At 58.1% G+C, this 26,411-nt stretch carries 22 protein-coding genes and 1 pseudogene; 12 read left to right on the top strand and 11 right to left on the bottom strand.

Annotated elements, in window-relative coordinates:
- The first annotated feature begins 16 nt into the window (after nt 1–16).
- From AC1RKH_RS20590 to AC1RKH_RS20570, 5 genes and pseudogenes are all read left to right on the top strand, one after another.
- Nucleotides 17–1,180: an EAL domain-containing protein gene (locus AC1RKH_RS20590; RefSeq protein WP_493063219.1), complete on the top strand. Its 1,164-nt coding sequence runs from the start codon at nt 17–19 to the stop codon at nt 1,178–1,180.
- Nucleotides 1,181–1,246: 66 nt separating this feature from the next.
- Nucleotides 1,247–2,578, top strand: a complete 1,332-nt coding sequence (locus tag AC1RKH_RS20585) for a deoxyguanosinetriphosphate triphosphohydrolase (RefSeq protein WP_493063220.1) — start codon at nt 1,247–1,249, stop codon at nt 2,576–2,578.
- 270 nt (nt 2,579–2,848) lie between these two features.
- Nucleotides 2,849–3,223, top strand: a pseudogene (locus AC1RKH_RS20580) (response regulator); the annotation flags it as partial.
- 311 nt (nt 3,224–3,534) lie between these two features.
- Nucleotides 3,535–4,161 (top strand): response regulator, encoded by a 627-nt coding sequence (locus AC1RKH_RS20575; protein ID WP_493063221.1) that lies wholly within the window; start codon nt 3,535–3,537, stop codon nt 4,159–4,161.
- 8 nt (nt 4,162–4,169) lie between these two features.
- The gene (locus AC1RKH_RS20570) at nt 4,170–7,799 is read left to right on the top strand and encodes a transporter substrate-binding domain-containing protein (RefSeq protein WP_493063222.1); all 3,630 of its coding nucleotides are present in this window, start codon (nt 4,170–4,172) and stop codon (nt 7,797–7,799) included.
- Nucleotides 7,800–7,854: 55 nt separating this feature from the next.
- Here the strand turns inward: AC1RKH_RS20570 and AC1RKH_RS20565 are convergent, their stop codons facing one another.
- Both AC1RKH_RS20565 and AC1RKH_RS20560 read right to left on the bottom strand, forming a co-directional pair.
- On the bottom strand, nt 7,855–8,337 hold the full coding sequence (locus AC1RKH_RS20565) for a GAF domain-containing protein (protein WP_493063223.1): 483 nt from the start codon (nt 8,335–8,337) through the stop codon (nt 7,855–7,857).
- Complete coding sequence (locus AC1RKH_RS20560) at nt 8,334–9,224, bottom strand: ATP-binding protein (protein WP_493063224.1); 891 nt, start codon at nt 9,222–9,224, stop codon at nt 8,334–8,336. The genes AC1RKH_RS20565 and AC1RKH_RS20560 overlap by 4 nt, the downstream gene beginning before the upstream one ends.
- Nucleotides 9,225–9,389: 165 nt before the next feature.
- On the opposite strand from AC1RKH_RS20560, the gene AC1RKH_RS20555 reads away from it, so the two are divergent.
- Nucleotides 9,390–11,717, top strand: coding sequence for a hybrid sensor histidine kinase/response regulator (locus AC1RKH_RS20555; protein ID WP_493063225.1), 2,328 nt, complete (start codon nt 9,390–9,392; stop codon nt 11,715–11,717).
- On the opposite strand, the gene AC1RKH_RS20550 is transcribed toward AC1RKH_RS20555, so the two are convergent.
- The 3 genes from AC1RKH_RS20550 to msrB all read right to left on the bottom strand — a co-directional run bounded on the left by AC1RKH_RS20550 (nt 11,701) and on the right by msrB (nt 13,229).
- Nucleotides 11,701–12,162: a MarR family winged helix-turn-helix transcriptional regulator gene (locus AC1RKH_RS20550; RefSeq protein ID WP_493063226.1), complete on the bottom strand. Its 462-nt coding sequence runs from the start codon at nt 12,160–12,162 to the stop codon at nt 11,701–11,703. The genes AC1RKH_RS20555 and AC1RKH_RS20550 overlap by 17 nt on opposite strands.
- Entirely contained in the window at nt 12,159–12,644 is a 486-nt protein-coding gene (locus AC1RKH_RS20545; protein WP_123428925.1) for a glutathione peroxidase, read from the bottom strand. Before AC1RKH_RS20545 ends, AC1RKH_RS20550 begins: the two co-directional genes overlap by 4 nt.
- Nucleotides 12,645–12,833: 189 nt before the next feature.
- On the bottom strand, nt 12,834–13,229 hold the full coding sequence (msrB, locus tag AC1RKH_RS20540; protein WP_123428928.1) for a peptide-methionine (R)-S-oxide reductase MsrB: 396 nt from the start codon (nt 13,227–13,229) through the stop codon (nt 12,834–12,836).
- Between the two features lie 224 nt (nt 13,230–13,453).
- On the opposite strand from msrB, the gene AC1RKH_RS20535 reads away from it, so the two are divergent.
- Nucleotides 13,454–14,665, top strand: coding sequence for a pyridoxal phosphate-dependent aminotransferase (locus AC1RKH_RS20535; RefSeq protein WP_054596362.1), 1,212 nt, complete (start codon nt 13,454–13,456; stop codon nt 14,663–14,665).
- Nucleotides 14,666–14,978: 313 nt separating this feature from the next.
- A complete protein-coding gene (gene htpX / locus AC1RKH_RS20530) occupies nt 14,979–15,866 on the top strand; it encodes a protease HtpX (protein WP_071554338.1) in 888 nt (295 codons plus the stop codon).
- A gap of 137 nt (nt 15,867–16,003) precedes the next feature.
- Here the strand turns inward: htpX and AC1RKH_RS20525 are convergent, their stop codons facing one another.
- A complete protein-coding gene (locus tag AC1RKH_RS20525) occupies nt 16,004–16,660 on the bottom strand; it encodes a thiopurine S-methyltransferase (protein WP_493063227.1) in 657 nt (218 codons plus the stop codon).
- Nucleotides 16,661–16,764: 104 nt separating this feature from the next.
- On the opposite strand from AC1RKH_RS20525, the gene AC1RKH_RS20520 reads away from it, so the two are divergent.
- Nucleotides 16,765–17,532 carry a DODA-type extradiol aromatic ring-opening family dioxygenase gene (locus AC1RKH_RS20520; protein WP_493063228.1) on the top strand — a complete coding sequence of 256 codons (768 nt, stop codon included), beginning with the start codon at nt 16,765–16,767 and terminating at the stop codon, nt 17,530–17,532.
- Nucleotides 17,533–17,722: 190 nt separating this feature from the next.
- On the opposite strand, the gene AC1RKH_RS20515 is transcribed toward AC1RKH_RS20520, so the two are convergent.
- On the bottom strand, nt 17,723–19,396 hold the full coding sequence (locus AC1RKH_RS20515) for a DEAD/DEAH box helicase (RefSeq protein WP_123428936.1): 1,674 nt from the start codon (nt 19,394–19,396) through the stop codon (nt 17,723–17,725).
- Between the two features lie 421 nt (nt 19,397–19,817).
- Between AC1RKH_RS20515 and AC1RKH_RS20510 the strand changes: the two genes are divergently transcribed.
- On the top strand, nt 19,818–20,609 hold the full coding sequence (locus AC1RKH_RS20510; RefSeq protein WP_493063229.1) for a crotonase/enoyl-CoA hydratase family protein: 792 nt from the start codon (nt 19,818–19,820) through the stop codon (nt 20,607–20,609).
- A 116-nt stretch (nt 20,610–20,725) separates the two neighbouring features.
- Here the strand turns inward: AC1RKH_RS20510 and AC1RKH_RS20505 are convergent, their stop codons facing one another.
- The gene (locus AC1RKH_RS20505) at nt 20,726–21,481 is read right to left on the bottom strand and encodes a spermidine synthase (RefSeq protein ID WP_123428940.1); all 756 of its coding nucleotides are present in this window, start codon (nt 21,479–21,481) and stop codon (nt 20,726–20,728) included.
- A gap of 156 nt (nt 21,482–21,637) precedes the next feature.
- On the opposite strand from AC1RKH_RS20505, the gene AC1RKH_RS20500 reads away from it, so the two are divergent.
- Nucleotides 21,638–22,984, top strand: coding sequence for a class II 3-deoxy-7-phosphoheptulonate synthase (locus tag AC1RKH_RS20500; protein ID WP_493063230.1), 1,347 nt, complete (start codon nt 21,638–21,640; stop codon nt 22,982–22,984).
- 134 nt (nt 22,985–23,118) lie between these two features.
- Here the strand turns inward: AC1RKH_RS20500 and AC1RKH_RS20495 are convergent, their stop codons facing one another.
- Both AC1RKH_RS20495 and AC1RKH_RS20490 read right to left on the bottom strand, forming a co-directional pair.
- A complete protein-coding gene (locus AC1RKH_RS20495) occupies nt 23,119–24,348 on the bottom strand; it encodes a winged helix-turn-helix domain-containing protein (RefSeq protein ID WP_493063231.1) in 1,230 nt (409 codons plus the stop codon).
- A 64-nt stretch (nt 24,349–24,412) separates the two neighbouring features.
- Nucleotides 24,413–24,634 carry a DUF1127 domain-containing protein gene (locus AC1RKH_RS20490; protein ID WP_493063232.1) on the bottom strand — a complete coding sequence of 74 codons (222 nt, stop codon included), beginning with the start codon at nt 24,632–24,634 and terminating at the stop codon, nt 24,413–24,415.
- Between the two features lie 97 nt (nt 24,635–24,731).
- Here AC1RKH_RS20490 and AC1RKH_RS20485 point away from each other — a divergent pair, with 97 nt between their 5' ends.
- Nucleotides 24,732–25,586: a LysR substrate-binding domain-containing protein gene (locus AC1RKH_RS20485; RefSeq protein WP_493063343.1), complete on the top strand. Its 855-nt coding sequence runs from the start codon at nt 24,732–24,734 to the stop codon at nt 25,584–25,586.
- Here the strand turns inward: AC1RKH_RS20485 and AC1RKH_RS20480 are convergent.
- Nucleotides 25,576–26,310, bottom strand: coding sequence for a sulfite exporter TauE/SafE family protein (locus AC1RKH_RS20480; protein ID WP_493063344.1), 735 nt, complete (start codon nt 26,308–26,310; stop codon nt 25,576–25,578). The genes AC1RKH_RS20485 and AC1RKH_RS20480 overlap by 11 nt on opposite strands.
- Nucleotides 26,311–26,411 lie beyond the last annotated feature (101 nt).

Below are 26,411 nucleotides of genomic sequence, written 5' to 3'. Positions count from 1 at the left end.
TTACTAAGGAGGCCACGTGATCGACGGGCAACCGCTCGCCTGCTTTCAGCCGTTCATCGATACTGCTACAGGACGTATTGCTGGCGTCGAAGCGCTGGGTCGCCTGCGCCAGGCCGATGGCCAACTCACCTCGGTCGGCCCGCTGTTTGCCGATCAACGAACCCCCGCCATCGCGTTACGCCGCCTCGATCGGCAAATCCGTGATGACGCCTTGAGCCGGCTGCATGAAGCACCCGCCGACTGGTTTCTGAGCCTGAACATGTCACCGCGCTGGATCAGTCGATTGCGTGCGGATCAGGCATTACCCAGCCTCAAACAACTGATCCGGCACGCTGTCGACCCGCGACGCATTGTTTTCGAGATTACCGAACTGGGTGGCGACAGCCAGCGTCTGAGCGAGGTGGTGACTCGCTATCGACAGGCAGGTGCGCGAATTGCCATCGATGATTTCGGCGCCGGGTATTCCCAGCTCGATCGCGTTCTGGCGCTGCAACCCGACATTCTCAAACTCGACATGCGCCTGTTCCAGGCGGCCGCACGGGGCGGTCCAAGCAGCGATGTGGTCAAGGCACTGGCACAAATGGCAGAGAAAACCGGCTGCTGGATCATCGCCGAAGGCGTGGAAACAGAAGCTCAGTTGAATTTCGCTCTGGAGTGCGGCTCGCGTTACGTTCAGGGCTTTCTGTTTGCCAGGGCGCAGGTCGATTTCTTCGCCAGCGATGCATTCGTCGAACACTTCGCAAGGCTGCGAGAGCGCTATGTGCAACAGAAACTGGCCGAGCGCGGACGGCTGATGGTCATGCGCCAACAGCTCGGCGAACTGATGGGTATTCTGCAAGCCTGGGCTCAGGCCCATGCGCCCATCAGCCATTTGCCGCAATTGAATGCTTTCCCCTGGCTACTGCGCTTTTACCAATGCGACCGGCAGGGTACCCAGCTCACCCCCAACCTGGAATGGCGCAATGGCGGCTGGGAAGCCGATAACCGCTACCTGGGTCACAACTGGTCCTGGCGACCGTACTTCTATCATCTGCTGGCCGAGGGCTGGGACGAGCGGCGCTTGACCCTGTCGAACACGTACCGCGATGCCACCAGCAACCAGTATTGCCTCACCGCCGGACAGTTCTTCGATAATGGTCAACGCTTGCTGCTGATCGATATCGACGCGGTGGGCCTGTAGTTCCGCTTGCAGGGCGTTGCACGAACCGGGAAGCTAGGGCATCAGTCACCTGACGGAGAACCTGCCTTGGATTGGCATACCCTGCTTAATCGTGAACGCCTCGGAAAGCCGGTGCACAGCCCGGAAGAACTCGGTCGCAGTCCCTTCCATAAAGACCACGACCGGGTCATTTTCTCCGGCGCCTTTCGCCGTCTTGGCCGCAAGACCCAGGTCCACCCGGTGTCCAGCAATGACCATATCCACACGCGCCTGACCCACTCACTGGAAGTCAGTTGCGTGGGCCGCTCATTGGGTATGCGCGTCGGTGAAACCATCCGCAGCGCCCTGCCCGACTGGTGCGAGCCGAGCGACCTGGGCATGGTGGTGCAATCAGCTTGCCTGGCCCATGACATCGGCAATCCGCCTTTTGGCCACTCGGGTGAAGACGCCATTCGCTACTGGTTTCAACAAGCCGCGGGCAAGGGCTGGCTGGATGCCATGAGCAAAGTCGAACGCGACGACTTCCTCAACTTCGAGGGTAATGCCCAAGGCTTCCGGGTGCTGACCCAACTGGAATACCACCAGTTCGACGGCGGTACACGGCTGACCTACGCAACACTGGGTACGTACCTGAAGTATCCATGGACCGCGCGCCATGCCGATTCGCTGGGTTACAAAAAACACAAGTTCGGTTGCTATCAGAGCGAACTGCCCCTGCTGGAGCAGATCGCCCAGAAACTGGGCCTGCCGCAACTCGAGGAACAGCGCTGGGCCCGGCATCCTCTGGTCTATTTGATGGAGGCTGCCGATGACATCTGCTATGCCTTGATCGACCTTGAAGATGGTCTGGAGATGGAGCTTCTGGAATACGCCGAGGTGGAGTCTCTGTTACTCGGTCTGGTTGGGGATGATCTGCCGGAAACCTACCGTCAACTCGGCCCCAATGACTCGCGCCGCCGCAAACTGGCGATTCTGCGTGGCAAAGCCATCGAGCACCTGACCAACGCTGCGGCACGTGCATTCGTCGAGCAACAGGACGCGCTGTTGGCGGGCACCCTTCACGGCGATCTGGTGGAACACATGCACGGGCCGGCGAAGCGTTGCGTGCTGAATGCCAAGGACATGGCGCGCAAAAAAATCTTCCAGGACAAGCGCAAAACCCTGCATGAAATCGGTGCGTACACCACGCTGGAAATTCTGCTGAACGGCTTTTGTGGCGCGGCGCTGGAGCAGCACGGCGGTGGTACGGCATCATTCAAGAACCGGCGCATACTCGATCTGCTTGGCAATAATGCACCTGACCCGCACGGGCCTTTGCATACCTCGTTTTTACGCATGATCGACTTCATTGCCGGCATGACCGACAGTTATGCAAGCGAAATGGCCCTGGAAATGACCGGACGCTCCAGCCACTCGTAAAATCAATCGATCAGTCGCCCCGGAATATTCAGTGGCGACTGATCATCCTCCAACACTTTGTAGTACTGAGAGATTTTCCCTACACCCTGTGCAGAGTAAACTTATCGTTTGCTCTATATACACGCGAAATAATCACTCTATCCTGTTCAATATGACCGAGAGCCGTAAATCTGACAGGCATCCATTAACGGCAAAGAAGACAGTGCTGATTAAAACTATAAAAATATTTCTGACGCCACCGCAGGTCAGCCATTTTGCATGGAAAGCCATATGTTCAAATACGATCTGTACATCATGCTGGTGGAGGATCATCCCTTCCAGCTGAAAGCGACCCGATGCCTGCTTGAAAGTTACGGCTTCACTCAGGTCACCGCCGTAAACAATGCTGAAAATGCACTGCAGGCGATGACTCAGGTTCAGCGACCATACGACATCTTGCTGTGCGATCAATGCCTGCCTGACCTTTGCGGCCTCGACTTGATCGGCATTGCCAGCCACCAGGGCCTGATACAGCAGGCAATCATCCTGAGCAGCCTTGACTCAAGCGAACTGGACATATTGAAAAAGAACGCACACGAACGGCAACTGCCATTGCTTGGGTATTTGGCAAAACCACTGAAACAATCTGAATTTATAAACTTGTTGATCCCCACAAACACAATTAACGGAGTGTCCTCGGACACCTCACGACAAACAGAAAGCCCTCAATACCACCACACCCCAAAAATAGTGATTCAGCACTAACTGTGAAACTCATATCAACCAGGACTAATGACCACCTACATACCGACCTAATACTCTCACTCTTCCTTACAAACCTAGTTAACACGTAATCCGTTGCCTCTTTTAATGTAGGACATGTCCTATATTGCACCTACAGGCCCGTCACTTCATGCGTCAACTCCCTTATCTGAGCTAAGGTGCTCGCTTTATTTGCACACGTATGGGACATGATTATGAACTCAGTTTTTATTGTCGACGATCACCCCGTCATTCGCCTTGCAGTTCGCATGTTGCTAGAACATGAAGGTTACAAAGTAGTCGGTGAATCCGACAACGGAGTCGATGCGATGCAGATGGTTCGCGAATGCATGCCCGACCTGATCATCCTTGACATCAGCATCCCGAAACTCGATGGACTGGAGGTGCTCTCGCGCTTCAATGCAATGAGTACTCCGCTGAAGACCCTGGTTTTGACGGCCCAGTGCCCAACACTTTTCGCCATCCGCTGCATGCAGTCCGGAGCCTCCGGTTACGTCTGCAAACAGGAAGACCTCAGCGAACTGCTGAGTGCCATCAAGGCCGTGCTGTCCGGTTACAACTACTTCCCCAGCCAGGCCTTGAACCCGGTTCGCGGGGATGAAAGCGTCTGTGCGGAGCTGGACTTGTTCAAGACGGTCAATGATCGCGAACTGATGGTTCTGCAGCTGTTCGCTCAAGGTCGTACCAACAAGGAAATCGCCAAAGGCATGTTCCTCAGTAACAAGACCGTCAGCACCTACAAGAAAAGACTCATGCAGAAACTCAAGGCCAAATCCTTGGTTGAGCTTATCGAGATGGCAAAACGTAACGCGCTAGTGTGAGGGACAGGATGCCCAGGTGTTTAAAGGACTATTTATTGTATTTGAGCGCAGGTTTATGCCTGAGCACCTCCGCGTCCGTGGCAGACACCGGAATCGGCAACTACACACTGCTTAGCCGCTCAACCGCAGGTCATATGGACGTTCAGCTGGATAAATCACAACGGCTGTGGATACACAATAAACGCGAACTGATCCTGGGGACCTCCGCTCCCGACTACCCCCCTTTCGATTTAACGATCAGCGGCCACGACTACGAGGGGTTCACGGCTGATTATGCGGGGATTCTTGCAAAGTCCCTGGGCTTGCCGATCAAGGTCCGTCGCTATCTCGACCGAGATGCTGCCATCCAGGCACTCGAAAGCGGCGAAATCGATCTGCTCGGAACAGCCAATGGTTTTGAAGCGAGGCACCCGAACATCGCGCTTTCTGCACCTTACGCCATTGATCAGTCGGTTCTGGTCACTCGGGAGGCTGAAAAACGATCATTAACTGAAGGCCTGGCCGACATGCGATTAAGCATGGTCTATCACTATCTGCCGCTGGATGAGGTAAAAGCGCTATACCCCAAGGCCATCATTACCTCTTATCCGTCCTACCAGAATGCGATCAGTGCCGTCGCCTTTGACCAGGCAGATGTGTTCCTCGGCGACACCATTTCAACCCACTTCACGATCAACAAGGGTTATCTGAAAAATATACGGATGGCCAACTTCGGCAAACATGAGGCCTATGGGTTCAGCTTCGCTGTGCGCAAGGACGATCAGAACCTGCTGGAAATCATTGATGCCGTACTCAAAGGGGTGCCTGCGGGTGAGCGGGAAAACATTGCCAAACGCTGGAGCGCGGGCAGCGATATCCTTCTGACTGACCACAAACTGCAATTGACCCATCGTGAGGAGCGCTGGCTTGCGCAGCACCCGGTTGTTCGCGTGGTCGTCAACGACGCCTTCGCCCCGTTGACGTTCTTTGACACCGACGAGACCTTTCGGGGCATTGCCGCTGACTTGCTCGAACTGATCAGGCTCCGAACCGGTTTACAGTTCGAGATTCACCGCAGCCGAAGTGACAGCGAGATGATCAGACAGGTCAAAGACAACCAGGCTGACCTGATTGCCGCGATTCTTCCCAGCACCGAACGCGAGGCGCAGCTGAGCTTCACCCGTCCCTACCTGGAAAACTCATTTGTACTACTGACCCGAAAGAGCACCAGCGGCCCAATCAGTCTTGAGCAACTAAGTGGCAAGAGCCTTGCAATCACTCAAGGTAATCCACTCCTCGACTACCTGCGTCGCGAGCACCCGACGATCCAGCTGATTGAAACGCCAGACACGTTCAGCGCGGTAGAGTTACTCGCCAAAGGTCAGGTAGAGGGCGCAGTCAACTCATTGGTGATTGCCAACCACTTCATTTCATCGCAAGTGTTCGAGGACGCGTTGCAAATCAGTGCGACTATCGGGACACAGCAAGCAGCGTTTTCACTGGCGACCGCGCGCAACGCTACCGAACTGAACTCCATCCTCGAAAAAGCCCTTTTAAGCATTGCGCCGGACGAACTGGGAATAATCAACAGTCGCTGGCGTGGCTACACGGGCACCTCCAGTAGCACCTGGCGTAACTACCATCGCCTGTTCTATCAGTTGGTCATTGGCAGCGGTTTGTTGTTGCTGATTTCACTGGCCTGGAATGCCCACATGCGCAGGCAGATCAAGCAACGCCAGAAAACGGAGCGCGCACTCAATGACCAGTTCGAATTCATGCGCACGCTGGTCAACGGAACACCTCATCCCATTTACGTACGGGACCGTGAAGGACTGCTGCAAAGTTGTAACGACAGCTATCTGGAGGCCTTTTGTGCCAAACGCGAGGACGTGATTGGAAAAAGCCTCATGCAGGGCGCCATGAGCAACGAGTTCGAGGCCAGGGAATATCAGGCGGATTACCAGCGAGTGGTGGCCGAAGGCGTCCCGCTGATTCTCGACCGCCCCCTGCACATTGGCCGGCAAATGCTGACGATCTATCACTGGATTCTTCCCTATCGAGATTCGACGGGCGAGGTCCAGGGGATCATAGGTGGCTGGATCGACATCAGCGAACGACGACAGCTTTTTGATGAGCTCAGGTCCGCCAAAGAGCAGGCGGACAAGGCGAATCGCGCCAAGAGCACCTTCCTCGCCACCATGAGTCATGAAATCCGCACCCCGATGAATGCGGTGATCGGCATGCTCGAGCTGACCTTGAAACGGGCCGATCAGGGTCACCTGGATCGGCCGGCCATTGAGGTGGCCTATAGCTCGGCCGAGGACTTGCTGGAGCTGATTGGCGACATCCTCGATATCGCCCGAATCGAGTCCGGCCATTTGAGCCTGGCGCCAGAACGGGTGAACCTCGGCGAAACCGTGGAAGCGGTCGTGCGGGTCTTCGACGGATTGGCCCGGCAAAAAAACCTCAGCCTGGTGCTGGAGTTCCCCACCAGCGCTGAACAACCCGATGTGCTGCTGGACCCCCTGCGCTTCAAACAGATACTGTCCAACCTGATCAGCAATGCCATCAAGTTCACCGAGCACGGCCAGGTCAAGATCAAGGTCACGCTGCAACCGACCTCGGAGCCCGACTGGATGGCAATGGAGTTATCGGTCAATGACACCGGTGTCGGTATCAGCGAGGACGATCAGCGACGGTTGTTCGAACCCTTCACCCAGGCAGACAACACCGGACACTTGGCCAGAAGCGGCGCGGGTTTGGGTCTGGTGATCAGCCGCAACCTGTGTGAAATGATGGGCGGTTGCGTGCAGTTGACCAGTACCCCCGGGGTCGGCACTCAGGTCCGGATTTCATTGCAGATGACTGCACTGCCGGACGCAGTGGTGCCCGACAACCCGCAACCGGTGATTGCGCATACCTCGGTCACCTTGAATGTGCTGGTGGTTGATGATCATCCCGCCAATCGATTGCTGATGTGCCAGCAACTCGGTTTTCTGGGGCATCAATCCGTCACGGCCGACAACGGCGAGGCTGGTTTCCAGGCATGGAAAGAAGGCCATTTCGACCTGGTGATTGCGGACTGCAACATGCCACTGATGAATGGCTACGAACTCACCCGTGCCATCCGCCAGACCGAGCACGATGAGCAGCGCCCGCCCTGCACCGTGCTTGGCTTCACGGCCAATGCTCAACCGGAAGAAAAACAGCGATGCCGGCAAGCAGGCATGAACGATTGCCTGTTCAAACCCATCGGGCTGACAGCACTGAGCCAGCAACTGGAAGCCCTCAAGGCGGTCAGCGAAGTTCAGGTTTTTAACCTGGACAGCTTGCAGCTGCTCACCGGCGGCGATCCAGAACGGGTTCAGCGCTTGCTTGCCGAATTGCTCAACAGCAATCGCCTCGACCGCCAGGAGCTCCTCGCTCTGCCACCTGCGAGCGGGCCGCAAGCCTTCATCGATGTGGCGCACAAAATCAAAGGAGCGGCCCGTATCGTCCAGGCCTCAAGGCTGATCGACGGCTGCGAAGCGCTTGAACGCATGTGCCATGAAGGCTTCTGCCTGGACCAGCTCAAGGTCCGCAGCAAAGGCATAGAACACGCCATGCTTGAGTTGGAATTGGCGCTGCAACGACAGATCCGTCATCACGCCAATGTGTAAAAACCACGCTGAAACAACTCGTGGCAGCCGCCTTCGACAGCTGCTACGGGCTGGATCAGCACTCGGTCAAACGCAAGAAAATCGCCGCCAACTGCTCGATGCCGGCCTGATCTTCAACGGTGAAACGCGCCAACAAAGGACTGTCGAGGTCCAGCACACCGATCAACCGACCGTCCTTGACCAGCGGCACCACCAGCTCGCTGTTCGATGCGCTGTCACAAGCGATATGTCCGGGGAACGCGTGCACGTCCTCGACCAACTGGGTCTGCAAAGTCGCTGCCGCCGCACCGCACACGCCCCGGCCGAACGGAATCCGCACACAGGCGATCTGCCCCTGGAAAGGCCCGAGCACCAGTTCCTCGTTGCGATTGAGGTAAAACCCGGCCCAATTCAAGTCATCGAGCTGGTTGAACAAAAACGCCGAAAACTGCGCGGCATTGGCGATAAAGTCGCGCTCATCCGCCAGCAACGACTCCAGTTGCGCGCAAAGCAGACCATAGCCCTCAAGACCCGCGCCGCTCTTTTGCAAATCGATCATGCCTTGTGCTCCAACAACTTCAGTCCGACCCAATACCGGGCAAATTGATACGCGCAACGGCCGTTGCGATTGCCGCGTCCGGTAGCCCAGCGAACCGCGAGAATCTCGAGTTCCTCATCACGTTTCCACTCAAGGCCGGCCTTGCCTGCCAACGCTCCCACCCAATGCTCGACCACATTGAGGAAGTGCTCCTGGGTAAAAGGATAAAACGACAGCCACAGGCCAAATCGATCCGACAGCGCGATCTTGTCTTCAACCGCCTCGTTGGGGTGAAGCTCGCCGTCGACCATTTTCCAGTTTTCGTTATCGCTCTCTTTTTCCGGGACCAGATGGCGACGGTTAGAGGTGGCGTACAGCAGCACGTTATCCGGTGCCTGCTCCAGCGAGCCATCAAGCACGCTTTTGAGCACCCGGTAGTCGCCCTCACCCGCCTCGAAGGACAAATCATCGCAAAACAGCACAAAGCGCTGAGGCAACTTGGCGACTTGCTCAACGACGCGCGGCAGGTCTGCCAGGTGATCGCGCTCGATCTCGATCAGGCGCAAACCACCCTTGGCGTGCTCAGCCAGCAAGGCCCGCACCAGCGACGATTTGCCGGTGCCACGCGAACCCCAGAGCAACGCGTGGTTGGCAGGCATGCCGTCGAGAAACTGCCGGGTATTTCGCCCCAACTGTTCCAACTGCTTGTCGACCCCGATCAGGTCGGACAAACGCATGTCCAGGCTGACCTCAAGCGGCAACAGAAAACCACTGCGACCCTCACGCTGCCAGCGCGCAGCCAGGCACTGCGTCCAGTCGATGGCGCTACGCGGTGCGGGCAGCAATGGCTCGATACGAGCCAGAACCGCATCGGCGCGTTCAAGAAATGCATTCAATCGGGAATCCACGACTTCTCCTCGGGCACGTTCACAGTAATGATGGGGACAGAAAACCAAAAGCAGCGCGCAATGCCGCAATTATCGCGATAATCGCTCACCCGCCAGTCATGCCGTAATCCATGGATGATCGGCTATGCTTCGCCCAGAAGGGAAACGAAAGTGGTTCAGCACACCATGGATATCAAGTTCACCAACCGCCTGTCTTACAAGCAAGCCAGGCTCACAGTGCTGGTCGGTTTCATTCTGGGGACCCTGCTCAGTCTGGTCCAAATAGGCATCGATTATGCCAGCGAAGACGCCTCCATCAACCGGGAAATAATGTCGCTGCTGGAAATCAGCCATAACCCGGCTTCGCGGATCGCCTACAACATCGATGCCGAACTCGCCCAGGAACTGACCCTTGGCCTGCTGCGCTCGCCCGCGGTCATCAGTGCGCAACTGACCGATAACAACAATACGATCCTCGCCAGCGTAAAGCGCCCGGACCTGCAAAACGGTGGCTACCGAGTGATCAGCGACTTTCTGTTTGGCGCCAATCGACAGTTCAAGGACCGCCTGTTCCTCGACCACCTGCCCGAAGAATCCCTCGGCACCTTGCAACTGGATGTCGACACCTACACCTTTGGCAGCCGCTTTCTGCGCCGGGCCGAAGTCACTCTGATCAACGGTTTTGTCCGCAGCCTGATACTGACCGGGATTCTCCTGGCGCTGTTCTACGTGATGCTCACCAAACCGCTGGTGCGGGTCATCCGCGAACTCAGCAGACGCGACCCACGCAGTCCCGAACAGGCACTGCTGGAGTGTCCGGTGGCACACGAAAACGATGAAATCGGCGTCCTGGTCACGGTGGCCAACCAGCAATTCGAAAACATGACCACCGAAATCCAGCAACGTCGTAATGCCGAAAACCGCCTGACCGACTACCTCGGGCAACTGGAAAACATCGTCTCGGCACGTACCGGTGAACTGAAAGCGATCAATAGCCGCTTGACCGTATCGAACGAAGAATTGGAAGTTGCGCGCCAGACTGCTCTCGACATGGCCCAGGCGCGCTCGGTATTTCTGGCCAACATGAGTCATGAAATCCGTACACCGCTCAATGGCTTGTTGGGCATGATCGCCCTCTCGCTGGACAGCCCGCTGAACGCCGAACAACGCCAGCAACTGTCGATTGCCCACGACTCCGGCAAAGTACTGGTGGAACTGCTTAACGATATTCTCGACCTGTCGAAGTTCGACGCCGGCCAGCTTGAGCTGGAGAGCATTCCATTCGACCTCGGCTCTCTGATCGAAGACACCGCCAACCTGCTGTCACAGAACGCGGCGCCCGGTGTCGAATTGACGTGCCTGATTGATCCGCAGTTCCCGTCCCTGGTACTCGGCGACCCGATGCGGGTTCGGCAGATTGTCAGCAACCTGCTCTCCAACGCCCTTAAATTTACCCGTTTTGGACGGGTGGACGTGCGCCTGAGCCCCCATGAAGACGGCGTCAGAATCGAAGTCTGCGACACCGGTATCGGCATTGCGCAGGATGCCCAGGTCAAAATATTCCAGCCGTTTACCCAGGCGGGTGCCGGTATTTCCCGCCAGTTTGGCGGCACCGGATTGGGCCTGGCGCTGACCTACAACCTGTGCGAAGCCATGCAGGGCCGTCTCACCATCAGCTCGGAGCCGGGTTTCGGCAGCCAGTTCTGCGCTGATCTGCCGCTACCCGGGCACACTCCGGCAATCGCCCCCGCGCTCCTGCACGGCAAGGTCCTGGCGATCACTGCCGCCAGCAGCGGTCTGGCCGAACTGTTAGGCAAGCTGTTGCCCGGTTGGGGTCTGGAGTATCAACAGTGCACCATCGATGACTCCTTGATCGGACTGTCACCCGATGTGCTGATCACCGACTGCCCGGAATGTCTGTTCGGTTTGCGTCCGGCCATGACCGCGCCGATTTTGCTGGTGACCGCCTATGGCAGTTTCATGCCCAGCGAAGAAGCCACTGCCCTCGCCCCACTGCAACAACAAGCGCGTCCGCTGGCCCGCAACGCGCTCTACCAGACGCTGCGACGCACCTTGCAGGCCGACGAAGTCGCTCTTGTCACCGATACTCACGAGTCAAGCCTCATGCCCCAGCGGCGGGCGCGAATCCTTCTGGTGGAAGACAACCCGGTCAATCAGCTCGTGGCCAAAGGCATGCTCAGCAAGCTAGGCTGCAACGTGGTTGTCGCCGCCCACGGCGCCGAAGCACTCGACCAGCTGGAACTCAAGCAGTTCGATATGGTGCTGATGGACTGCAACATGCCGGTCATGGACGGCTACGAGGCCAGCCGGCAAATCCGTCACAGTGGGCGCTGGCCGGATCTGCCGATCGTTGCCCTGACCGCCAACGCCATGCCCGAGGAGCGCGAACGCTGCCGCGCGGCGGGCATGAGCGATTATCTGGCGAAACCGTTCCGTCGCGAGGAACTGGCCGCCCTGCTTGAGCTGTGGGTGCCGGTTACGACAGTGTCTTGATCTGCCCCAACAGCTGGTCAAGACCGCTGCGCAGTTCGTTCAGGCGTTCAAGATCGACACCGCTGTCGCACAACAGACGCGCCTTGAGCGGCCCGACCTGTTCGCGCAGGGCAACCCCGGCCGGCGACAGGCTCAAGTGCACTTCACGTTCATCACGCAGCGAACGTTGACGCTGGACCAGTTGCAACTGCTCAAGACGCTTGAGCAACGGCGTGAGTGTCCCGGAGTCCAGCGACAGTCGCTCGCCAAGGGCTTTGACCGTTGGCTGCTCAGGCGCACTCTGCTGCCACTCCCACAACACCAGCATCACCAGATATTGCGGATAGGTCAGGCCCAGTTGATCGAGCATCGGCTTATAGCCGCGGATCACCGCCCGGGACGCGGCATACAACTTGAAACAGAGCTGGCTGTCGAGCTGCAGTGAATCGGCGGACAAATCGTTCATTTGAGCAGGGCTTCAATCTCGCGGGTCAGGTCCTGCGGCTTGGTCGCCGGTGCGAAACGCTTGACCAGCTTGCCATCCCGACCGATCAGGAACTTGGTGAAATTCCACTTGATGCCTTGAGAGCCCAGTACACCCGGGGCACGTTTTTTCAGTTGAACAAAGAGCGGGTGAGCGTCACTGCCGTTGACGTCGATCTTTTTGAACAGTGGAAAACTCACACCGAAGTTCAGTTCGCAGAACTCGGAAATCGCCCCTTCGTTGCCCGGCTCCTGTTTACCGAACTGATTGCACGGAAAACCGAGCACCACCAGACCTTGATCCTTGTAGGTTCGCCACAGCTCTTCGAGACCTTTGTACTGCGGGGTGAAACCGCATTTGCTGGCGGTGTTGACCACCAAAACCGCTTTGCCGGCGTAATCGGCCAGGGTCTTTTGCTCACCTTTGATGGTGGTGCAGGGAATACTCAGCAGGTTGTCGGTCATGGCGCATGCTCCGGTGGAGGACGAGGAAACTTAAACATAGCGAGCAATTAGATTGCGTGCAATTTAATAAATCAATAACTCACCGACCGTAGGAGCTGCCGCAGGCTGCGATCTTTGTACTTGAGCCAATTGAGTCCAAAGCGAAAGATCAAAAGATCGCAGCCTTCGGCAGCTCCTACATGGCTCGGGTTATTCGCGGGGCACCAGGTCCAGACACACCGAGTTGATGCAGTAACGCAAACCGGTCGGTGGCGGACCATCCGGGAACACATGGCCCAGGTGCGCGTCGCACTTGGCGCAGACCACTTCAGTGCGGATCATTCCGTGGCTGATATCGCGGATCTCGACCATCGCGCTCTCGCCGATCGGCTCATAGAAACTCGGCCAGCCACAGCCTGAATCGAACTTGGCTTTTGAATCGAACAACGGCTCGTTGCAGCAGATGCAGTGATAGACACCGTCGGTTCTGGTGCCGTTGTACTTGCCCGAGAACGGTCGCTCGGTGCCCTTCAGACGACAAACGTTGTACTGCTCCGGGTCGAGCATCTCCCGCCATTCTTCCAGGGTTTTTTCCAACTTTTCCATTGTCATACCTCTGCATCTGAAAAAGCCTGATCTGTACCTTTTCCACGGATCAGGCGGCACGTATGATTGCGCCTCGTTAATCGCCAGTCTGGCAGCCGCGTTACCCGCATTCAAACGGATTTTGGTGCGATGACCCCAGGCGCCAGGCGTGTGTGAAAACGCAGGATTCCCAGTACGGTAGTTCATACAGCGTCTGGATCGTTCATTTTCGGGAACACATCGCCATGCAGGTCAGCAAATCGAACAAGCTCGCCAACGTCTGCTACGACATTCGCGGCCCAGTGCTCAAGCACGCCAAACGCCTGGAAGAGGAAGGCCATCGCATCCTCAAGCTGAACATTGGCAACCCGGCGCCTTTTGGTTTCGAAGCGCCCGATGAAATTCTCCAGGACGTGATCCGCAATCTGCCGACCGCCCAGGGCTACAGCGATTCCAAAGGCCTGTTCAGTGCGCGCAAGGCCGTCATGCAGTACTACCAGCAGAAACAGGTAGAAGGTGTCGGCATCGAAGACATCTACCTGGGCAACGGCGTTTCCGAGCTGATCGTGATGTCGATGCAGGCCCTGCTCAACAATGGCGACGAAGTGCTGGTCCCGGCCCCCGACTACCCGCTGTGGACTGCCGCAGTCAGCCTGGCTGGCGGCAATCCGGTGCATTACCTGTGCGACGAACAAGCCAACTGGTGGCCTGACCTGGCCGACATCAAGGCCAAGATCACCCCGAACACCAAGGCTCTGGTGATCATCAACCCGAACAACCCGACCGGCGCGGTGTATTCCAAAGAAGTCCTGCTGGGCATGCTGGAACTGGCTCGTCAGCACAATCTGGTGGTGTTCTCCGACGAGATCTACGACAAGATTCTGTACGACGACGCCGTGCACATCTGCACGGCTTCCCTGGCACCGGACCTGCTGTGCCTGACCTTCAACGGTCTGTCCAAGTCCTATCGGGTTGCCGGTTTCCGCTCCGGCTGGATCGCCATTTCCGGCCCCAAGCATCACGCCCAAAGCTACATCGAAGGCATCGACATGCTGGCCAACATGCGCCTGTGTGCCAACGTGCCAAGCCAGCACGCGATCCAGACCGCGCTGGGCGGTTATCAGAGCATCAATGATCTGGTGCTGCCGCAAGGGCGCCTGCTTGAACAGCGCAACCGTACCTGGGAACTGCTCAACGACATCCCGGGCGTCAGCTGTGTCAAACCGATGGGCGCGCTCTACGCCTTCCCGCGGATCGACCCTAAAGTCTGCCCGATCCACAACGATGAAAAGTTCGTGCTCGACCTGCTGCTCTCGGAAAAACTGCTGGTGGTCCAGGGCACGGCCTTCAACTGGCCATGGCCGGACCACTTCCGCGTCGTGACCCTGCCACGGGTCGACGATCTGGACATGGCTATCGGTCGGATCGGCAATTTCCTCAAGTCCTATCGCCAGTAAGCTCGATAACGCCGAGGGCCTCTGAAAGGCCCTCGGCGATTAATTCAGCAACACATTTCCATCCTCCGACTGCGACAGCACCTTGAGTGCTGGCGGATTTACGCGGCTGGCGGTTACGCCTAACAGCGGCGGGACTTGTGAAAACAAAATCCAGCCAAATATCTCTTCAGGCGACGTCGGAATTGCCCTGCAAGCGTTTAGAATCCAGCTGTAGGACACAGTTTGAAATAGTCACCCGGTTGAATAGCCCGATGCGGCACCTTATATACCCCGCAGTACGCTACATATTTAGCATGAGGAGATTTCTACAACCATGATGCGCATCCTGCTGTTTTTGGCCACTAACCTGGCGGTCGTGCTGATTGCCAGCATCACCCTGAGCCTTTTCGGCTTCAACGGGTTCATGGCGGCCAATGGGGTTGATCTCAACCTCAATCAGCTGCTGATTTTCTGTGCGGTCTTTGGTTTCGCCGGCTCGCTGTTCTCGCTGTTCATCTCCAAGTGGATGGCGAAGATGAGCACCAGCACCCAAATCATCAGCCAGCCGCGCACTCGCCATGAACAATGGCTGCTGCAAACTGTTGAGCAGCTGTCTCGCGAAGCCGGAATCAAAATGCCTGAAGTCGGGATTTTCCCGGCCTACGAGGCCAACGCCTTCGCCACCGGCTGGAACAAGAACGACGCGCTGGTCGCGGTCAGTCAGGGCCTTCTCGAGCGTTTCTCGCCCGACGAAGTGAAAGCCGTTCTGGCCCACGAAATCGGCCACGTGGCCAATGGCGACATGGTGACGCTGGCGCTGATCCAGGGCGTGGTGAACACCTTCGTGATGTTCTTCGCGCGGATCATCGGTAATTTCGTCGACAAGGTGATCTTCAAGAACGAAGAAGGCCAAGGCATTGCCTACTATGTCGCGACCATCTTCGCTGAACTGGTACTGGGCTTCCTGGCCAGCTCGATCGTCATGTGGTTCTCGCGCAAACGCGAATTCCGTGCAGACGAAGCCGGTGCCCGCCTGGCCGGCACCAGCGCAATGATTGGCGCTCTGCAGCGCCTGCGCTCGGAACAAGGCCTGCCGGTGCACATGCCGGACACCCTGAATGCCTTCGGCATCAACGGTGGCATCAAGCAAGGGTTCGCTCGCATGTTCATGAGCCACCCGCCACTGGAAGAGCGTATCGACGCCTTGCGTCGTCGCGGCTGAGAGGTTCTGCGGTAATACGAAAGGGGCGATCTGATCGCCCCTTTTTTATGTCTTGAAGATCAGAAGATCGCAGGCTTCGCCAGCTCCTACGGGAGATCACATTCCTCTGTAGGAGCTGGCGTGCGATCTTTTGCTGTTTAGCGAGCCATCAATCTATATACCCGCTCTTCAAGCCGCGTAACGCCAGCCTGGAGGAACTTCCAGCTCTCACCCAGAATGTCCCGCACCTCACAGAAATCAAGCTGCCAGCGACCACCCAGCAACGCCTGCACGTCTTCATCCGGCACAGCAAAGGGTGGCCCGGCCATCTGCGCCTGATCGTAATCCATCGTAATCAACAAGCCTTCACAGGCTGACGGCAAAATCCGGTTCAGGTGCGCAGCGTATTGATCGCGCATGGGCGGCGGCAAGGCAATCAACGCTGCTCGATCATAGACAGCCGCACAATCGGCCACATCGTCTGCGGTCAGGCCGAAAATATCTCCGCACCACAACGCGAGGGCTCCCGCCTGGTAGACCTTGAAGGCACCTTGCTCGGTGATCTGCGGCGTAAGTTGCTGCTCACGGAAAAAATCTTCCACGGCCTTTTCCGACAACTCGACGCCCAACACCTGGTGCCCTTGCGCTGCCAGCCATACGAGATCCAGGCTTTTCCCGCAGAGTGGCACCAGCACCCGAGAGCCCTTCTTCAGATTCAACTGCGGCCAGTACGGCTGCAAATAAGGATTGACCTCTGACTGATGGAAGCCGATCTGATTGAGCTCCCAACGCTTTTGCCAAAACTCTGGCTGCATAAATCCCCCCTGAAAATTCGATCAATATGCCCTAAAACTTATATTAGATTTAGATCAATGATCTGACTGAAGATGTTCCCATCTTAACGCTCAGGACCTTATTCATGTTCCCCAGCCTGTTTATCTCTCACGGTTCCCCCATGCTTGCACTGGAGCCCGGCGCCAGTGGCCCGGCGCTGGCCCGTCTGGCCAGCGAATTGCCGAAACCCAAGGCCATCGTGATCGTTTCCGCACACTGGGAAAGCCAGGACCTGCGCGTCGGCAGCGCTGAGCAACCGGAAACCTGGCACGACTTCGGCGGTTTCCCCGCAGCACTGTTCGCGGTGCAATACCCCGCACCCGGCCAGCCGGAGCTCGCGGCGCAGGTCGCCGAGTTACTCAAGGCGGATGGCTTGCCGGCACAGCTCGATAGCCAGCGCCCGTTCGATCATGGTGTTTGGGTGCCGCTGTCACTGATGTATCCCCTGGCCGACATTCCGGTGGTGCAAGTGTCGCTACCAAGTCGTCTCGGCCCTGCCCTGCAAACCCGCGTCGGTCGTGCCTTGTCCAGTCTGCGCGAGCAAGGCGTGCTGCTGATTGGTTCCGGCAGCATCACGCACAACCTGCGCGAACTGGACTGGCATGCCGGTCCGGAAAGCGTCGAACCCTGGGCCAAGGCCTTTCGTGACTGGATCATTGAAAAGCTCGCCGCAAACGATGAAGCTGCCCTGCACGATTATCGCCAGCAAGCCCCGAATGCCGTGCGCAGTCATCCCAGCGACGAACACTTGCTGCCGCTGTACTTTGCCCGCGGCGCCGGTGGTGATTTCAGCATCGCCCACCAAGGATTCACCATGGGTGCCTTGGGGATGGACATTTATCGTTTTGGCTGACCGATACACCACGTCGCCCCCATCGCGAGCAGGCTCGCTCCCACATTGGATCTGCGGCATCTGTGGGAGCGAGCCTGCTCGCGATGGGAGCGACTCCGCTCAAGAGGCCAGACACAAAAAATAGAAGGCAAAAAAAATCCCCGAACCAGTCGGGGATTTTTTATGTGCGATCAATCAGCCCGAGAGCGGATTAATCTTCGCGATAGCGACGCAGTTTCAGCTGCTTACCGGCAACGCGAGTGTCCTTCAGTTTGGTCAGCAGACGCTCCAGACCATCTTCCGGCAACTCGACCAGGCTGAAGCTGTCACGCACCTGGATACGACCGATTGCTTCACGAGCCAGACCACCTTCGTTAAGGATGGCGCCCAGCAGGTTCTTGGCAGCGATACCATCACGCGCACCCAGCGCGGTACGGCAACGAGCACGGCCTTCGGCCAATGGGATCGGAGCACGACGCTCACGGTCACCACGGTCCGGACGATCACCGGAACGCTCTGGACGATCGCCACGCGGTGCATTGTTCGGCACCAGTGGACGTTCTTTCTCGATCGCAGCCAGGGTCAGCGCCTGAGCGTTGGTAGCTTTGCGCAGCAGCGCAGCGGCCAGTGCACGCGGGGTGCAACCGATGTCGGCAGTCAGGCGATCCAGCAGATCACCGTGAGTCGATTCGGCATCGGCAACCAGCGGCGACAGGCTGTTGGTCAGTTTCTTGATGCGTGCATCGAGAACAGCTTGAGCGTCTGGCAGGCGAACTTCAGCAACCTTTTGACCGGTTACACGCTCGATCACTTGCAGCATGCGGCGCTCACGTGGAGTCACCAGCAGCAGTGCACGACCTTCGCGACCGGCACGGCCGGTACGGCCGATACGGTGAACGTAGGACTCTGGGTCGTACGGCATATCAACGTTGAAAACGTGAGTGATACGCGGAACGTCCAGACCACGAGCAGCAACGTCGGTCGCCACAACGATGTCCAGACGGCCATCCTTGAGGGATTCGATCACGCGCTCACGCTGGTTCTGAGCAATGTCACCGTTCAGCGCAGCGGCTTTGTAGCCTTTGGCTTCCAGGGCACTGGCCAGGTCCAGGGTCGCTTGCTTGGTGCGCACGAACATGATCAGGGCGTCGAAGTCTTCAACTTCCAGCAGGCTCAATACAGCCGAGGTCTTCTGGTCAGCGTGAACCAACAGGTGAGCCTGTTCGATCGCGGTAACGGTCTGAGTCTTGGTCTGGATCTTCACGTGCTGCGGATCGCGCAGGTGACGCTCGGCGATGGCACGGATCGACTGCGGCAGGGTAGCCGAGAACAATACGGTCTGACGGGTTGCCGGCAAGGCCTTGAAGATAACTTCCAGGTCGTCCATGAAGCCCAGTTTGAGCATTTCGTCAGCTTCGTCGAGAACCAGGTGGTTCACGGTCGCCAGCACTTTTTCGTCACGACGCAAGTGGTCGCACAGACGGCCCGGAGTGGCGACAACGATCTGTGCGCCATTACGGATTGCTTTCAGTTGCGGGCCCATCGGCGCGCCGCCGTAAACGGCCACAACGGTAACGCCCGGCATTTGCTTGGCGTAGGTTTCGAAAGCGGTTGCTACTTGCAGCGCCAACTCACGGGTTGGCGCCAGGATCAGGGCTTGCGGCTCGCGCTTGGCAGGATCGATGCGATGCAGGATCGGCAGGGCGAACGCAGCGGTTTTACCCGTACCGGTTTGCGCCTGACCAATCATGTCGTGACCGGCCATGATGATCGGGATCGATTGCTGCTGAATAGCCGAAGGCTCTTCGTAGCCAGTCGCAATGACGGCTGCAAGAATATTCGGATTAAGATTAAAAGCGGCGAAGCCGCCGGTTTCCTGGGTCATGGGTCTGCCTCTAAGTGCATCCGCAAAGACCCATGCTCCAAAGCTGCGCATGCCGTGTAAGACTCAAGAGTCGCCCTGGCTGCTTTGTCGGCGGGGATTTGCGAAAACGAATGAATGAAAAAGATTCGTCAAGGAAGAGTCCGCTGTGCGGACGTGCAGCCGAAGCTGACTTCGGGGAATTGCGCTACCTAAACGCGGCCTGGCTAAAGACCGGCGCGCACTATACCGGAATTCGCCGAAAAAGGGAGCTTTATTTGTCGGAAAATCCCCGCATACACCGTTGTGTCACAGGCTTTGCGGATAATCGTGCAACGGTCTATTTTTCAAAGGCCCGGCCCTGTTGGTCATGACGCTTAAACGGTTCATCTTTCAGGCCCTGACCTTCGGTCTGACTCCCCCTGCCCGCCCGAGGAAATACCCCATGAATCAACCTGATTGCAGTCGTGTCACCCGTGAACGGCGCGGTCATGTGCTGTTGATCGGGCTGGACCGGGTGGCTAAACGCAATGCGTTTGACCTCGATCTGCTCAACGCGCTGAGCCTGGCCTATGGCGAGTTCGAAGCCGACAGCGAGGCTCGCGTTGCGGTGGTGTTCGGTCATGGCGAGCACTTTACCGCCGGGCTGGACCTGGCGAGTGTCAGCGCTGCGTTGGCCGAAGGCTGGCAGGCGCCGGCCGGCGGTTGCGATCCGTGGGGAGTGTTCGTCGGGCCCAGGGTCAGCAAACCGGTGATTGTTGCGGCTCAGGGCTATTGCCTGACCATCGGCATCGAGCTGATGCTGGCCGCCGATATCAACCTCTGCGCCAGCAACACCCGTTTTGCGCAGATGGAAGTGCAGCGCGGCATCTTCCCCTTTGGCGGTGCAACCTTGCGCCTGCATCAGATTGCCGGTTGGGGCAATGCCATGCGCTGGCTGCTGACCGGCGATGAGTTCGATGCCCACGAAGCGTTGCGTCTGGGGCTGGTGCAGGAGGTGATGGCCAGCGAAGACCTGTTACCTCGTGCGATTGAATTGGCAGAACGCATTGCCCGGCAGGCACCGCTGGGGGTTCAGGCGACCTTGCAGTCCGCACGTCAAGCCCATCTGGAGGGAGAAACAGCAGCGGCATTGGGTTTGCCACCGCTGGTCAAAAAACTGCTCAACAGCGAAGACGCCAAGGAAGGCGTGCGGTCGTTGATCGAGAAACGCCCCGGAGTCTTCAAAGGGCTTTAAAAGTGTGTTGGTAGCAAGAAAGCTATCGCGAGCAAGCTCGCTCCCACATTGGACTTTCGGTGTTCACAAGACCCTGTGGGAGCGAGCTTGCTCGCGATGAGGCCCTCACAGACAACTCAAGTGGCGGGGCGAATCGCCTTGATCAGCGACTGCAACGAATAACCCAAGCGAGGCGCCAGCGCTTCGGCGCGGGCGGTCAGGCCTTGCATATCCAACTCCTGATCGAGGTCGGATGGCACGATCAGGATCACGTTGCCCTCCTTCACCGGCAGCTCCCAATAATGCCGGTGATATAGCCCGCGCAGTAATGCCGCACCTAACGGTTTGCCGTCATCGGTCGCCCATTGATTGATCACCAGCCAGCCGCCCGGATTCAGGCGTTTCTGACAGTTTTCCAGAAACCCCCAGGCCAAATGACCGACACCCGGACCGACATCGGTATAAAGGTCGACGAATATCAGATCCGCCGATTCAGCCGTCTCAAGCAGCTCGAGAGCGTCGCCGATGCGGATATACAGACGAGGATCGTCGTCCAGCCCCAGGTATTCGATGGCCAGACGCGGTACGTCCGGGCGCAACTCGATCGCTTCGACGTCTTCCAGCGGCAGGAACTTCAGGCACGCTTGAGTCAGGGTGCCGGCGCCCAGACCCAGAAACAGCGCGCTGTCCGGCTGCTCATGGCACAGCGCGCCAATCAGCATTGCACGGGTGTAATCGTACTCGAGCCAACTCGGGTCGGCGGTGAACACACAGCTCTGCTCGATGGCGTCGCCAAATTCGAGAAAGCGATAATCCGCCACTTCCAGCACCCGGATCATGCCGAATTCATCGTGCACCTCGGCGAGCAAATGCTCGACGCGCTCCTCAGTCATTTCATCTCCTGGTCGTTATCGGGCTGATCCCCGGCAACGCAATCATTCGTTCCGCATGGCGCGGCAAAGGCGCGATTGTCCGCCAAGCTTCGGGAACAGGTCACGCACTAATTGCTGATAACATGAAGGTCCGATCGTAAAACACTAGAGTCCATAATGAGCCAACCCTGGAGCCCTGACAGCTGGCGCGCCCTGCCGATCCAGCAACAACCCCACTACCCTGACGCTGCGCATTTGCGACAGGTCGAGCAAAGCCTGGCCAGTTATCCGCCATTGGTGTTTGCCGGTGAGGCCCGGGAGTTGCGCCGTCAGTTTGCCGAGGTGACTCAGGGCCGGGCGTTTCTGCTGCAAGGTGGCGACTGTGCGGAAAGTTTCGCCGAATTCTCGGCGGCGAAAATCCGCGACACCTTCAAAGTCCTGTTGCAAATGGCGATCGTCATGACCTTCGCCGCCGGCTGTCCGGTGGTAAAAGTCGGGCGCATGGCCGGGCAATTCGCCAAGCCGCGTTCGGCCAATGATGAAACCATCAACGGTGTCACCTTGCCGGCCTACCGTGGCGACATCGTCAACGGGATCGGTTTCGACGAAAAAAGCCGCGTGCCGGACCCGGATCGCCTGTTGCAGTCCTATCACCAGTCCACCGCGACCCTGAACCTGCTGCGGGCCTTTGCCCAGGGCGGTTTTGCCGACCTGCATCAAGTGCACAAGTGGAACCTGGACTTCATCGCCAATTCGGCGCTGGCCGAAAAGTATAGCCACCTGGCTGACCGCATCGATGAAACCCTGGCGTTCATGCGCGCCTGCGGCATGGACACTTCGCCGCAATTGCGCGAGACCAGTTTCTTCACTGCCCACGAAGCGCTGCTGTTGAACTACGAAGAAGCCTTCGTACGTCGCGACAGCCTGACCAACGATTACTACGACTGCTCGGCGCACATGCTGTGGATCGGCGACCGCACGCGTCAGCTCGACGGCGCGCATGTCGAGTTCCTGCGCGGGGTGAACAACCCGATCGGGGTCAAGGTCGGCCCGACCATGAACACCGAAGACCTGATTCGGTTGATCGATGTGCTCAACCCGGAAAACGACCCGGGCCGCCTGAACCTGATCGCGCGCATGGGCGCGAACAAGGTCGGCGACCATCTGCCGCAACTGATTCGTGCAGTGGAACGCGAAGGCAAGAAAGTGCTCTGGAGTTCCGACCCGATGCACGGCAACACCATCAAGGCCAGCAGCGGCTACAAGACCCGGGATTTCGCGCAGATCCTCGGCGAGGTGAAGCAGTTCTTCCAGGTCCATGAAGCTGAAGGCACCTATGCCGGCGGCATTCATATCGAGATGACCGGGCAGAACGTCACCGAATGCATCGGCGGCGCGCGGCCGATTACTGAAGATGGCTTATCGGATCGTTACCACACTCACTGCGACCCTCGGATGAATGCCGATCAATCGCTGGAGTTGGCGTTTTTGATTGCCGAGACCCTGAAGCAGGTTCGGCGCTAAATCGGTAAACCTTGTGTTGCCTGATACACCGCTATCGCGAGCAAGCTCGCTCCCACACTAGATCTATGCTGGTCGCAAATTTGCGATTTAACTCGGTCAACTGTGGGAGCGAGCCTGCTCGCGATAGCGTCAGATCAGTCACCGCCAATCTGCGCCAACGCCACCCGCAACCGCGCCGCACTGGCCCTTGGGCAATTCAACTGAATCTGTTCCAACCCCAGCCAATCGGCCATCTGCCGCAGATTCGCCGCTAACGCCTGCATCCCCTCGCCATCCAGGCCCGGCTCTTCTTCGTGTACCGCATGCACCGCCAACCGGCCCAACGCCCGCTCAGCCCGCAGATCGACCCGTGCAGCAATTCGTTCGTTGTGCAAAAACGGCAGCACGTAATAGCCGTAAACCCGTTTGTCGGGTGGCGTGTAAATTTCCAGCCGATAGCGAAAATCGAACAATCGCTCGGTTCGACTGCGCTCCCAGATCAATGAATCAAACGGCGAAAGCAACGCGCTCGCTTCGACCTTGCGCGGTACTTTTGGGTTCGCCAGGCAGTACGCCGGTTGCTTCCAACCCTGCACCCGGCACACCAGCAACTCACCATTTTCAACCAGCTCGGCCAGACCGCTACGGCATTCAGTCAGGCTCAAACGAAAATAGTCGCGCAGATCCTTTTCGGTGCCGACACCCAGCGCATTCGCGGCGTGCAGCAGCAAACCGCGTTGCGCCTCCGGTTCGCCGAGCTGCGGTTGCTTGAGAATCGACTCGGGAATCACCCGCTCCGGCAAATCGTAAAGACGCTCGAAGCCGCGACGTCCCGCCACCGTCACTTCGCCGGCCGCGAACAACCATTCCAGCGCATGCTTTTCAGCGCTCCAGTCCCACCATGGACCGGCCCGTTCCTGACGCGTCGACAAACTGCCGGCTCCGAGCGCACCCAACTCCTCAACCGAGGCCAGGACGCGGCGAATGGTCTCTTGCTGTTCGCGACCGAAACGCGCCAGTTGCTGATAAATCCCCTCGCCTTGCGCCGCGCGCTGCATGCGCCAACGCATCAAGGGATACATCGACAGCGGCAACAACGACGCTTCATGCCCCCAGTATTCGAACAACGTGCGCCGTCGACCCTGGCTCCAGGCGGCCTGGTCGAGCAAGTCGACGGAGTAGTTGCCAAGACGAGAGAACAGCGGAAGATAGTGCGAGCGCACCAGTGCGTTGACCGAATCGATTTGCAGAATGCCCAGGCGTTCGATCAGGCGGTTGAGCTGACTGGCTTTGATCGCCGCTGGCGGCTGGCGCCCGGAGAAACCCTGGGCGGCCAGCGCCAGACGCCGAGCCTGTTTGAGGGATAAGGACAGTTCTGCGGGCATGTACATCTCCTTGTCTGCTCGCAAACTACCTCAGTGTGAAGCTTCTTGTGTAGCGGTTCGGTACTCATTTGTGCATTGGGTCATCCCAGAATGGCCGGGCGACTTCGTGCTCTACATCAGCGCGGCTGAGCCCCATGTCCTTGAGTGCCTCGTCGCTCATGCTGGCCAACAGCTCACGTTCGCGGCGGACCTCGTACCAGCCGCTGACTTTCTCCCACAAGTGACGCAGTGAGAAACCGTGGAATGAAAACCTGTGCGCCAGTACATAACCTTTTTGACCTTTCATCGTCTTGCCCTCCGTTGTGGATGGCTCAAGTCTCGCGCCGGAGCTAAGATCAATCCAACGAATGTTTCTTATGCAACACATCTCGGAGATTGATGAATTGAGCAACTACCCGAGTATCGATACGGAAGTCCTGCGCACCTTCGTCGCGATTGCCGATCAGGGTGGCTTCACCCGCGCTGGCGAGTTGGTCAATCGCACGCAATCGGCGGTGAGCATGCAAATGAAACGGCTGGAAGAGGATGTGTTGCAACGCCAGTTGTTTCAGCGCGATGGCCGTCAGGTGAAGCTGACCGCCGAGGGTCAGGTGCTACTGGGTTATGCGCGGCGAATCCTGAAACTCCACAGCGAAGTGTTCAACACCCTGCGTGAGCCGCACATGGTCGGCACGGTGCGCATCGGCACCCCGGATGACTATGTCATGCGGTTCTTGCCGGGCATCCTCTCGCGCTTTGCCCAGGCCTATCCGCTGATTCAGATCGAAGTCCATTGCGAGTCATCCAAGCAGCTACTGCTGCGTCAGGATCTGGACTTGTCGATCGTCACCCGCGAACCCGGCAGCGAGATCGGCCAGTTGCTGCGCAAGGAACGATTTGTCTGGGCGCAGGCGCAATGCTTCAGCCCCAACGAGCAAACACCGTTACCCCTGGCGATGTTCAACAGCGATTGTTTTTGCAGGATCTGGGCCTGCAATGCGCTGGACGCTTCCGGGCGTGAGTATCGGATCGCCTACAACAGCTCAAGCTTGTCGGCGATCATGGCGGTGGTCAGCGCCGGGTTGGCGGTCACCGCGCAACTGGAAAGCCTGATTACCCAGGACATGCGCATCCTCGGCGAGGCTGAAGGCCTGCCCCTGTTGCCCGAGGCCAGCATCATGCTGGTGCGCAACCTGAACAACCCTTCGCCCATCACTGAATGCCTGGCGGAGCACATTGTCGAAGGCTTCAAACTTTAAAGGCGAGCATCACCGCGCAGAGCACCAGAAAGCCGCAGAATAACCCGCGCAACATACGCTCCGGCATCGAGTGGGCAATCTTCACGCCCCAGCTGATGCTCAGCAACCCGCCTGCCGCCATCGGCAGTGCGATGCTCCAGTTCACTTGATGATGGACCGCGTAAGTCACCAGCGTGACGCCGGTGCTAGGCAAGGCCAGCGCCAGTGACAATCCTTGAGCCACCACTTGCGTGGTGCCGAACAGGCTGGTGAGCACCGGCGTCGCCACCACCGCACCGCCCACGCCGAACAACCCGCCCATGGTCCCCGACGCGGCGCCCAACACGCCTAGCCACGGCCATGAGTAACGCATCTGCGACGCGGCCGGCGCAGTGGCGATGAACATCCGCAGCAGGTTGTAGGCCGACAAGGCAATCAGGAACGCCACGAAACCAACGCGCATCACCTGTGCGTCAACGCCCACCGCCCAGATCGAACCGATCCAGGCAAAGCAGAAGCCCATCGAGGCCAACGGCAACGCGTGGCGCAGTTCGATGCGATTACGTTGGTGATAGCGCCACAGCGCCAGCATCACGTTCGGCACCACCATCACCAGCGCCGTGCCTTGAGCAATCTGCTGATCCAGGCCAAACAGTACGCCAAGCGCGGGAATCGCGATCAAGCCACCACCAATCCCGAACACACCGCCTACAGTGCCGAGGGCAGCGCCGAGCACCAGATACATCACTAACTCAATCACAGACGTTTCCCCTCACATCAAGCCTCGCATCCTACGCAGTCGACTCTGACAGGGAAATGCACAGCAAAGAGACTTTGGTCGGCTGC

It is taken from the genome of Pseudomonas sp. GW822-FHT06B12, from assembly GCF_058799675.1.
The sequence above is the reverse complement of the archived record's forward strand: the minus strand, read 5'-3'. Positions and strand labels throughout refer to the sequence as shown.

Excerpts from the sequence above, each read along its gene's own strand:
- htpX (WP_071554338.1), top strand. The coding sequence starts at position 14,979 with ATGATGCGCATCCTGCTGTTTTTGGCCACTAACCTGGCGGTCGTGCTG.
- AC1RKH_RS20490 (WP_493063232.1), bottom strand. The coding sequence starts at position 24,634 with ATGAAAGGTCAAAAAGGTTATGTACTGGCGCACAGGTTTTCATTCCAC.
- AC1RKH_RS20515 (WP_123428936.1), bottom strand. The coding sequence starts at position 19,396 with ATGACCCAGGAAACCGGCGGCTTCGCCGCTTTTAATCTTAATCCGAAT.
- AC1RKH_RS20500 (WP_493063230.1), top strand. The coding sequence starts at position 21,638 with ATGAGCCAACCCTGGAGCCCTGACAGCTGGCGCGCCCTGCCGATCCAG.
- AC1RKH_RS20565 (WP_493063223.1), bottom strand. The coding sequence starts at position 8,337 with ATGATCGATTTGCAAAAGAGCGGCGCGGGTCTTGAGGGCTATGGTCTG.
- AC1RKH_RS20535 (WP_054596362.1), top strand. The coding sequence starts at position 13,454 with ATGCAGGTCAGCAAATCGAACAAGCTCGCCAACGTCTGCTACGACATT.
- AC1RKH_RS20555 (WP_493063225.1), top strand. The coding sequence starts at position 9,390 with ATGGATATCAAGTTCACCAACCGCCTGTCTTACAAGCAAGCCAGGCTC.
- msrB (WP_123428928.1), bottom strand. The coding sequence starts at position 13,229 with ATGGAAAAGTTGGAAAAAACCCTGGAAGAATGGCGGGAGATGCTCGAC.
- AC1RKH_RS20550 (WP_493063226.1), bottom strand. The coding sequence starts at position 12,162 with ATGAACGATTTGTCCGCCGATTCACTGCAGCTCGACAGCCAGCTCTGT.
- AC1RKH_RS20495 (WP_493063231.1), bottom strand. The coding sequence starts at position 24,348 with ATGCCCGCAGAACTGTCCTTATCCCTCAAACAGGCTCGGCGTCTGGCG.
- AC1RKH_RS20505 (WP_123428940.1), bottom strand. The coding sequence starts at position 21,481 with ATGACTGAGGAGCGCGTCGAGCATTTGCTCGCCGAGGTGCACGATGAA.
- AC1RKH_RS20575 (WP_493063221.1), top strand. The coding sequence starts at position 3,535 with ATGAACTCAGTTTTTATTGTCGACGATCACCCCGTCATTCGCCTTGCA.
- AC1RKH_RS20570 (WP_493063222.1), top strand. The coding sequence starts at position 4,170 with ATGCCCAGGTGTTTAAAGGACTATTTATTGTATTTGAGCGCAGGTTTA.
- AC1RKH_RS20520 (WP_493063228.1), top strand. The coding sequence starts at position 16,765 with ATGTTCCCCAGCCTGTTTATCTCTCACGGTTCCCCCATGCTTGCACTG.
- AC1RKH_RS20545 (WP_123428925.1), bottom strand. The coding sequence starts at position 12,644 with ATGACCGACAACCTGCTGAGTATTCCCTGCACCACCATCAAAGGTGAG.
- AC1RKH_RS20480 (WP_493063344.1), bottom strand. The coding sequence starts at position 26,310 with ATGTATCTGGTGCTCGGCGCTGCCCTCGGCACTGTAGGCGGTGTGTTC.
- AC1RKH_RS20510 (WP_493063229.1), top strand. The coding sequence starts at position 19,818 with ATGAATCAACCTGATTGCAGTCGTGTCACCCGTGAACGGCGCGGTCAT.
- AC1RKH_RS20525 (WP_493063227.1), bottom strand. The coding sequence starts at position 16,660 with ATGCAGCCAGAGTTTTGGCAAAAGCGTTGGGAGCTCAATCAGATCGGC.